Source organism: Acetobacter conturbans, from assembly GCF_011516755.1.
In the GTDB taxonomy this organism is placed as follows: domain Bacteria; phylum Pseudomonadota; class Alphaproteobacteria; order Acetobacterales; family Acetobacteraceae; genus Acetobacter; species Acetobacter conturbans.
The window spans coordinates 1-8,477 of sequence record NZ_WOSY01000042.1 but is presented as its reverse complement, the minus strand read 5'-3'; the positions used below and the strand labels follow the sequence as shown (position 1 = coordinate 8,477).

9 protein-coding genes and 1 pseudogene are annotated in these 8,477 nt (G+C 59.2%); 4 read left to right on the top strand and 6 right to left on the bottom strand.

Annotation, left to right across the window (positions count from 1 at the left end):
• On the top strand, positions 1-316 hold a 316-nt coding region (locus GOB81_RS16855), incomplete at its 5' end, for a type II toxin-antitoxin system VapC family toxin (protein WP_173571405.1).
• Between the two features lie 94 nt (positions 317-410).
• On the opposite strand, the gene GOB81_RS16850 is transcribed toward GOB81_RS16855, so the two are convergent.
• The gene (locus GOB81_RS16850) at positions 411-992 is read right to left on the bottom strand and encodes an SbtR family transcriptional regulator (RefSeq protein WP_173571404.1); all 582 of its coding nucleotides are present in this window, start codon (positions 990-992) and stop codon (positions 411-413) included.
• Positions 993-1,112: 120 nt separating this feature from the next.
• Between GOB81_RS16850 and GOB81_RS16845 the strand changes: the two genes are divergently transcribed.
• Positions 1,113-2,093 carry an SDR family NAD(P)-dependent oxidoreductase gene (locus GOB81_RS16845; protein WP_173571403.1) on the top strand — a complete coding sequence of 327 codons (981 nt, stop codon included), beginning with the start codon at positions 1,113-1,115 and terminating at the stop codon, positions 2,091-2,093.
• Positions 2,094-2,171: 78 nt separating this feature from the next.
• Entirely contained in the window at positions 2,172-3,287 is a 1,116-nt protein-coding gene (locus GOB81_RS16840) for a metallophosphoesterase (RefSeq protein ID WP_173571402.1), read from the top strand.
• 40 nt (positions 3,288-3,327) lie between these two features.
• Here GOB81_RS16840 and GOB81_RS16835 read toward each other — a convergent pair whose 3' ends face one another.
• Positions 3,328-3,984, bottom strand: a complete 657-nt coding sequence (locus tag GOB81_RS16835; RefSeq protein ID WP_173571401.1) for a TetR/AcrR family transcriptional regulator — start codon at positions 3,982-3,984, stop codon at positions 3,328-3,330.
• Positions 3,985-4,037: 53 nt separating this feature from the next.
• On the opposite strand from GOB81_RS16835, the gene GOB81_RS16830 reads away from it, so the two are divergent.
• Complete coding sequence (locus GOB81_RS16830) at positions 4,038-4,883, top strand: oxidoreductase (protein ID WP_173571400.1); 846 nt, start codon at positions 4,038-4,040, stop codon at positions 4,881-4,883.
• 265 nt (positions 4,884-5,148) lie between these two features.
• Here GOB81_RS16830 and GOB81_RS16825 read toward each other — a convergent pair whose 3' ends face one another.
• The 4 genes and pseudogenes from GOB81_RS16825 to GOB81_RS16810 all read right to left on the bottom strand — a co-directional run.
• Positions 5,149-5,748 carry a hypothetical protein gene (locus tag GOB81_RS16825; RefSeq protein WP_173571399.1) on the bottom strand — a complete coding sequence of 200 codons (600 nt, stop codon included), beginning with the start codon at positions 5,746-5,748 and terminating at the stop codon, positions 5,149-5,151.
• 16 nt (positions 5,749-5,764) lie between these two features.
• Positions 5,765-7,345 (bottom strand): P-loop NTPase family protein, encoded by a 1,581-nt coding sequence (locus GOB81_RS16820; protein ID WP_173571398.1) that lies wholly within the window; start codon positions 7,343-7,345, stop codon positions 5,765-5,767.
• A 400-nt stretch (positions 7,346-7,745) separates the two neighbouring features.
• On the bottom strand, positions 7,746-8,348 hold the full coding sequence (locus GOB81_RS16815) for a hypothetical protein (RefSeq protein WP_173571397.1): 603 nt from the start codon (positions 8,346-8,348) through the stop codon (positions 7,746-7,748).
• Positions 8,349-8,381: 33 nt separating this feature from the next.
• Positions 8,382-8,477: pseudogene (locus GOB81_RS16810) on the bottom strand (IS5/IS1182 family transposase); the annotation flags it as partial.

Genomic DNA, 8,477 nt, shown 5'->3' with positions numbered 1-8,477 from the left:
GGCACGGGAGATCATTGCGGATCCGATTCACGACATTCTGGTCAGCATTGTTTCGCTGTGGGAGATTGCGATCAAAATCCGTATCGGTAAACTGGATGCGGATATGAGCGATATTCTGGCAGCAATTCCTGGAGAAGGTTTTTCTCTGCTGCAAATAGAGCCCGAACACCTGCAGATCCTGATGTCTCTACCTATGCATCATCGTGATCCGTTTGATCATCTCTTGATGGCACAGGCGCAAGCTGAGCACGCCATATTTCTTTCAGAAGACGGACAAATGGATCAATACCCCATCAAGCGAATACGCTGCTCGTGAGTGTATAACTGTCGTCAGGATACGCCGTCATGCTGGACAGAACTGACAACATCGGGGGCGCCGCATAGCGGACGGAGCCCGGATGAACTGGTCGTTACGGTGCCGGTGCCTGCGATCCCGCAATGAGGATATCGACAAGACGTTTCGCACTGGCCTCCCAACCCGGTCCGGATGCGAAGTTCGAAACACCAGCCAGAGCGCGGAGCAGGTCCAGGGGCTCGATATTGACACGCATGTCCCCGCTCTCGACGGCCGATGCCACAAGCCCGTCGATCGCCGCCTTGAGAACGTCACCAGATCGCGCATAGAGCGCGCCCGTCCCGCCCACCAACCCCTTGAGCGCGGGCGCGATGATCTGTTTGGCGGCGATGTAATCCACAAAGAGTATCATCCACGCACGCAGCGCCTCCACCGGAGGATGTCGCGCGGCCAGAGCGGGCGCGGCCTCGGCAAGCCGATCCAGTTCGACGCAATAGACCGCTTCGATCAGCGCATCGCGGTTTGAGAAATGACGATAGAGCGTCCCGATGCCCACTCCCGCGCGGCGCGCGACCTCATCAAGGGCAATGTCGATCTCGCCAGCCGCAAAGGCCGCTTTGGCTACGACCAGAAGGCGCTCCCGGTTGCGTTGACCGTCGCTGCGCGGCCTGCGTCCTGGTGTTTTCACCGCACTCACCTGCTCTCCCCTTGTTAAACGGAGTATCCCTCCGTATATATGAAGCGGAGTATGTCTCCACATAAAATGCCGAAGCCTGTTTCGGCAAGAGATCGACGCATCATTCCAGGAAGTTCATCAATGGCAGAGATTTTTGGCGCGACCTCGACGACCGAGGATGTTCTCTCCGGCGTGTCCCTGAAGGGCAAGCGCGTCCTCGTGACCGGAGTTTCCGCCGGGCTGGGCGTTGAAACGGCGCGGGCGCTGGCCGCTCATGGGGCGCATGTCGTGGGCACGGCGCGCGATCTGGAAAAAGCCCAGCACGCGACCGGGCAGGTGCGTACAGATGCCGAAAGCGGAGGGGGCGCGTTCGAACTGACCGTCCTCGATCTCGCGGATCTGGCCAGTGTGCGTGCCTGCGCCGACCGATTGAACGCGGCAGGTGCTCCGTTCGATCTGGTCATCGCCAACGCTGGCGTGATGGCCACGCCTTTCGGCCATACGAAGGATGGGTTCGAGACGCAGTTCGGCACCAATCATCTCGGCCATTTCGTCCTGATCAACCGGATCGCGGGGCTGATGCGTGACGGCGCCCGGCTGGTCAACGTGTCCTCGGCCGGCCATCGCTTCGCCGACGTCGATCTGGACGACCCGAATTTCGAGCATACGCCTTACGAGCCCTTTGTGGCCTACGGGCGCTCCAAGACGGCCAATATCCTCTTTGCGGTCGCGTTCGATGCGCGGCATCGCGCACGGGGCGTGCGGGCGACGGCCGTGCATCCCGGCGTGATCATGACGGAGCTGGTCCGGCATATGCCTCCCGGCGGCATTGAGGCCATGGTGGAGCAGATCAACGCGCAGGCCGCGGCGGAGGGACAGCCGCCATTCCAGCTCAAGACCATTCCGCAGGGAGCAGCGACGTCCGTATGGGCAGGCGTCGTGGCTGCGGCCGATGCGGTGGGCGCGCATTACTGTGAGGATTGCCATGTGAGCGCCGTCGTGCCGAATGACCAGCCGATCAGTCTGGTCAGCGAGGGGGTGCGCGCCTACGCTCTCGATCCCACACATGCCGAGGCGCTCTGGGCCAAAAGCGAGGAGATGGTTGGAGAGCGTTTCGCCTGACGCCTCCATACCACGTTCGGCTTACGGAGCATCGGAACACGCTCCGTAAGCCGTTTTCTCAAGAGGACACTACCAGCTTTGCGCCTTGTTATTTTCAGCCTGCCGGTGCTTGTCGTGATCCTGAACTGGTTATGGCCGCTACCGCTTCCCCTCGGGCTGAAGCTGGTCGCGGCCGCTCTGGTGATCGTGGCCGCGCTCTATCACTTCTGGTGCAAGCTCTCCTCGGGGTCGGTCTTCGCGCCGGAATTTCCCCGGCCGCTCATTATCGTGTTCAACTGGGCGTTTGGGGCGATCCTGTTTCTCACAGTGCTTCAGATCGGGCTTGATGTCGGCGCGCTGGCCATGGCGCTTGCGGCGTGGCGGCCCGTTCATATGTCTGCCTTGGAGCGGGAAGCCGTGGGCGGCATCGCGGGCGTGCTCGCCGCCATCGGTGTCGCCGGCGCGCTGCGGGTGCCGCCGGTCCGGGATGTGACGGTGACCATCCATGGGCTCGCCCCGGCCTTCGACGGATATCGGCTGCTCCAGTTGACCGATATGCATATCAGTCGGCTTTTTCCTGCCAGATGGGCAGCATCGGTCGTGGTGCGCGCCAATGCGGCGGGTGCGGACATGATCGTCGTAACGGGCGATTTCATCGACGGCTCGGTGGATATGCGCCGTGCCGACGTGGCGCCGCTCGCGCAGTTGCGTGCACCGGACGGCGTTCTGGCGATACCGGGCAACCACGAGTATTTTTTCGACTACGCCGAGTGGATGAAGCAACTGGCCGGGCTGGGCCTCCACATGCTTCTGAACAGCCATGCGGTCATCACGCGTGGCGCGGCGCATCTCGTGATCGCGGGCGTGACCGACCGGTCGGCACGCGGGCACGGGCAGGCTGGCCCGGATCTTGACGCGGCGCTCACGGGTAGGCCGCCCGACGCGCGGATCGTGCTGCTCGATCATCAGCCAGGCGATGCGCGCGCCGCTGCCGCACTTGGCGTCGCCCTTCAGCTGTCGGGACATACTCATGGCGGCATGATCGTCGGCCTCGATCGTCTCGTCGCGCGCGGCAATAACGGGTTTGTCTCCGGACGCTACGATGTGGACAGCATGACGCTCTACGTCAGCAACGGCACCGGTTTATGGCCGGGCTTCGCACTCCGGCTTGGCAGGCCTTCCGAAATCACCTGTTTTCATCTGTGTGCGGGATAGGATTCGCGCCTAGGGGCGAGCGCCTGAACACGGTCGCTTATCAGGGTGAAATCTTTAGCGCGTCCAGTCGCAGCAGGTGCGTCAATCGGTCCTGGAATTGGGGCTGCACAAAACCAAGAAGCAGGGCTGCCGCCATCGCAAATGCTCTTTCATGCAGGTCTTCGTCCGCAATTTCACCAGCGACCCAGAACGAAATACAGCCGCGAAACCCCAGAGCCAGATGATCCGGAAGGCTGGATCGGGCGATTGCGGTCATTTCCTCACGAATGCCAGTAAGGTCCCCCAGGGCTACAGCCCATAACACACGAGAATGATCGGCAACGCGCCCCGGTTCCGTCGTCGGGCTCCCAAGTGATCCGACCACGGGTTTTGTTATAGCAGGCGCTTCAAGCAGCACGCCGACCGCAATGTCGAAGGCCGTGAGGATGCGCGCTATCGCGTCGGCTGCGGCCGGAGCCTCAGCGAAGCGAGCAGTCATCGTATCGATGAGCCGCGCGGAAAGCGCGTGCATGATCGCCATCTTGGATCCGAAATAATTGAATGGGGTCGCAAAGCTGACGCCCGCCTCTTCGGCCAGATCGCGCATGGAGAAATCCGCTGCTTCGCTTGTGCTCAACAGCCGCGCGGCCGCATCCAGAACGCGCTCGCGCTTTGCCGTGCGGCTGTCGGGTGACGAGGGGGGCTTGATCCTGCTCATCACAAACTTATATCATGATATAAGAATGACACCAGGCGCTGGAGCGAAGCCATATGTCGAAATCCCCCCTTCGCACATTTCTGATCACCGGCGTGAGTAGCGGTCTCGGCAGGGCGTTCGCCGCCGGTGCCCTGGGCGCAGGGTATCGCGTCATCGGCACCGTGCGTCGTCCAGAAGATGGCGCTGCGTTCGAGGCCCAAGCTCCGGGGCGCGCGCATGCGCTCGAACTCGATGTGACGGACTTCGATGCCATCCCGGCGCGGATCGCGGCCGAAGAGCGCCTGAGAGGGCCGATCGACGTACTCGTTAACAATGCCGGATATGGCCATGAGGGCGTGCTGGAGGAATCCTCCATTGATGATCTGCGGCACCAGTTCGATGCGAACGTGTTCGGGGCGGTGGCGATGATCAAGGCGGCGCTCCCGGGGATGCGCGAGAGGCGGCGTGGCCATATCGTCAATGTTACGTCCATGGGTGGGTTCATCACGATGCCAGGGATCAGCTTTTATTGCGGAAGCAAATTTGCGCTTGAAGGCATATCGGAATCCCTCGGCAAAGAGGTCGCGCCCTTCAATGTCCATGTCACGGCTCTCGCGCCCGGCCAGTTCCGCACGGACTGGGCGGGGCGTTCGATGGATCGCACGGCACGCAGCATTGCCGATTACGATGCCGTCATGGATCCCATCCGCGCATCCCGGCAGGCAAAAAGTGGCAACCAACCCGGGGACCCTGATAAGGCGGCTCAGGCTCTGTTGACGCTGGTTTCATCGGAAAATCCACCGACGCGCCTATTCCTCGGTGAAGACGCTCTGGGCCTCGTGACACAAAAGCTTGAGCAGATGAAATCCGAGGTTGCGGTCTGGGAGGCCGTATCACGCTCCACAAGCTTCGAGGCCTGACTGCGGCGGCTCCGGCTGCCGGATCTCGTAGCCGGACTTACTGCTTACGCCTAATAGGCGACATTCCAAGTGCGATTATGTAATCCGAAAACGGACATCCGACCAGACGTGTCACAGCAGAAGTCGAGTGATAAGATCGAGCTTTAATTATGCTTGTGCCGGCCTCCGAACAGGATATGCAGTGATATCGAATGATATTTTTACCCGGACAGACCGTCTTAATTGTTGGATTTGCATTCCTCCAAACTTGATTAACTCACTAATTCTACTTATAGACGTGAATATATTCGTGCGATAATATAATAATATTTGTTGCTACGCTACTACATATAAAAAACAATGCCATACCGAGCAACCACAGCGAGATGCGTCCACGCCTGACAGCGTCTTGTGCTGCATGCTGAGCCTCATCTCGTGCGACACGACATACATTTAGCAGTTCACCGTCGCGAGCGGTCGCGGCTGCCACATCGTTCGCAAGCTGCGTAGCCCGTGCAGTCTCCACGAGTAATTCCCTGACGGCAGCCTGCACAGCGGTGACTGCACTGTAAGCACTTTCTTCCGCTTTTTCCCGCCTACCGAAGGCTTCGCTAAGATGGTGATCGAGTGAGTCATGCCTTTCCAGCAACTCCTTCAAACTCTTTCGTACGGTAATCACGCTCTCGTCGGTCGCGCCGACTTCTGCAGTGAGATCGTCTAGTCGCTTAACGGTCTGTGTTGCCGAGACGCCGAGACCATCAAGCGCCGCGCACACAGGTCGCAGCGGCGTGTCGAGCACGCGAGACAGAAGCTCACCAAGTTCCTGTTCCTTTTTCGCGATCTCTTCCGGCGGGGCGCCGAGGTTTATCGGTTTAATTTCGTTCATAGGGTTTCTCTGTTTTTCATTGTCCAGCCGGATTGCCGATTCGTGCCAGTACCCCTTTGCGGGCTGCAGGCAGCGCCGAGCCATACACAAGTTCTTCAAATGCTGTGACCGCATCCGGGGCATCGATTATGCTGCGATACGTCGTTTCAACTGCCCGGTTATATTCCTCCGCAAGCAACGCGATAAACTGGTGGCTCCGCTCCATCTCCTCTTGACACGTGCGTTCTGCACGCCGACGCGCATCGTTGCACTCAGTCAGATCCGCCTTGATCCGATCAATCGCAAACCGCTCGGCGATAAGAACATGTTTCGTCTCGAGAGCCCGGCTCTCCAGCAGGCGCACCTCATCGCGCAGTTGACAGCGCGCTTCCTGCGCACGTGCCGTGAGTTCACTCGTGAGCGCGGCTGCGGCCCTCTCTGTCAGGCGCTCGTACGCAGCCATAAGTGCATTGACATCGCTAAAATAGTCGCTTCCTTCCTCCGTGAACCAGTAGCTCTCGATTACGTAGTCTTCCAGTTTCGACCGCAATGCTGCGAATTCGCGTTCCGCAATTCCCGACACATTTGCCGCCTTCAGCGGCATTGAAAGCTTATAAACTCGTTTCCAGAACACGGTGGGTTCTACGCCGCCGTCCACGAGTAACTCTTCGGCGATCATCGGGATGCGTCTTCCGAGAGACTGCGTCGCATTGCCTATGACACTTAGGAACGTGCCAGTGTTCTTGTTCTCGGTTATTTGTCCTTGAATTTCCTTCTGCTTCCTGAGAGCCCAATCACGAAGTCGGTCTGTGAGAGACCTCGCACCATGAGCGACTGTCGTGTCGGTGACGATCGCGACAGCAGCCTTTTTCTTTGCTAGCCGGTCCATTTCTTTTTGAAGCGTCATCTCAAGCTGTGCTATCGCAGATGCACGAGCGTCACACGCGCGTTCCAGTCGTTTTTCTGACTCCGTAATTACCTTCAGGCGTGCTTCGTGTACTTTGGCCACGACAATGTGAGCGTCAAGCGCGCCCATTAGGCGACCGATTGGAGTCATTGCATCCGCGATGTCCCGACGCAGCTGTTTCATCAAGCCGTCTACCATAGTCTTAAGCGGGGTTTGATCGAGGCCGGAGCGCCTCCACGAGTCCCCAAACTCAAGAGGAAAATAGAGCTCAGGCTTTAGTGCTTCTGATTCCAGAGGGCGGAAGCGCTGTAGTTCGGGCATGAGACGCGTCCGATACGCTGCAGCATCACCCACACATCCGGTCTCTCTTGCAAACTCCCGAACACTTTCCGGTGTGAATGAATACGTTGTCACTACACGGAAACGGCGAGGGCTGTACTGCCAATCCGCGATCCCAGGTAGCGCAACATGCTCTGGCGATAGAAAAGACAGATCGTCTGCGCGCCCGACGAGCAAGATTAGATCCGCGTTAGGAACCAGGCTCCTGGCAACGCGTTCAACGAATTCGCGCTCGACAGGATCTGCCGCCTCCACGCCCGGAAGATCCAAAATGCGGGTGCCGCGTGCGCCGGTAGCCTCGTCACCGAAGTGGTGTGCCGGGATCTCGACCACGCACACGCCCGACGTGGGCGATACGGCATTTCGCTCCATCGCCTTTCTTACTTGAGCGAATTCTGCCTCTGCTTCACAATCTGAGACGCACTTGCGCGTCTCGGCATTCCTGTGGATCCGCCAATATTCGTCGCGGCTGCACCGATATTCTGTTGGCACTGCTGTTGACGAGCACCCGGCTCTCCTTCCGCCCCGCAGCACACTCGACACTACGCCGACGGCATCTGGACGCAGCCCCATAAGGTTCAGAATCAGAGTGCTCTTCCCGACCTGAGTGCGCCCGTAGACCACAGCATACGCCTCTTCGCGCCGTTCTCCCATATGACGGCGAACCTCGGGCGACAGACTGCCTAAAAACCGACTGTGAGCCTTGAATGCCCAGTCAAGCGCTGTCGCCGGCACAGCCTGCGCCAAGTCCCCCCGGACGAAAGCGTCTCCGTCACATCTCAACCTTCAGCTGTGCAAATCCGAACACATCCGAGACCGGATCAAGCTCCTCCGTAAATTCTTCTCGGAGCTGCTGCGCAACGGCGATCGCATGCACAATTCGGTCCTTTTTTGCCAATGCATCTGAGATCCGGTAACGGTGCCGGAGCGCGTATTCCAGATTGTCTCGTGTTTTTTCCATCAAGTCGTCGAATGCGTCCATGTATTCCTGGATTCGGGCATCCTGAGCGCCCTGCAGCATCGCTAGACCACTAGCGCGATTGGCGCGATCATGGGATCGGATTTCCTGAAGCATGTTTACCCCGAGATATCCCACGGCGAGGAGCGCAGTACCAGCAAGAACCACAGGGTTCGCGAGGACGCCTCCAACCGCTGCACCGGCAGCACTCGCCCCTGCGCTGGCGACATCCACTGCCAGCATGGCTTGCGCGACCGTCTTCATGAGGTTTTGAGCGTTTTGAGCGGCGGGACCAAGATTCTGGAGCGTATAGGCGATCGGGTCGACGATGGATGTTTCAGTTGACGGTGCGTTAACAACAACAGCGGGTACTTCACTCGCAACACGTGCCCATTCGAGCGTCAACGCGGGCAGCATCTTTATCGCGTCGTCGAGACCTAGGGCGTGTCGTCAGTTAATTCCGATGATGGCGGAGGCGAGTTGCACGGCAGCGAGAAAGGTTGACTTCAGCTTGTCGTAGCGTGTTGCGATGCCTCTGAAATGCTT

Excerpts from the sequence above, each read along its gene's own strand:
- GOB81_RS16845 (WP_173571403.1), top strand. The coding sequence starts at position 1,113 with ATGGCAGAGATTTTTGGCGCGACCTCGACGACCGAGGATGTTCTCTCC.
- GOB81_RS16835 (WP_173571401.1), bottom strand. The coding sequence starts at position 3,984 with ATGAGCAGGATCAAGCCCCCCTCGTCACCCGACAGCCGCACGGCAAAG.
- GOB81_RS16830 (WP_173571400.1), top strand. The coding sequence starts at position 4,038 with ATGTCGAAATCCCCCCTTCGCACATTTCTGATCACCGGCGTGAGTAGC.
- GOB81_RS16825 (WP_173571399.1), bottom strand. The coding sequence starts at position 5,748 with ATGAACGAAATTAAACCGATAAACCTCGGCGCCCCGCCGGAAGAGATC.
- GOB81_RS16820 (WP_173571398.1), bottom strand. The coding sequence starts at position 7,345 with ATGGAGCGAAATGCCGTATCGCCCACGTCGGGCGTGTGCGTGGTCGAG.
- GOB81_RS16815 (WP_173571397.1), bottom strand. The coding sequence starts at position 8,348 with ATGCTGCCCGCGTTGACGCTCGAATGGGCACGTGTTGCGAGTGAAGTA.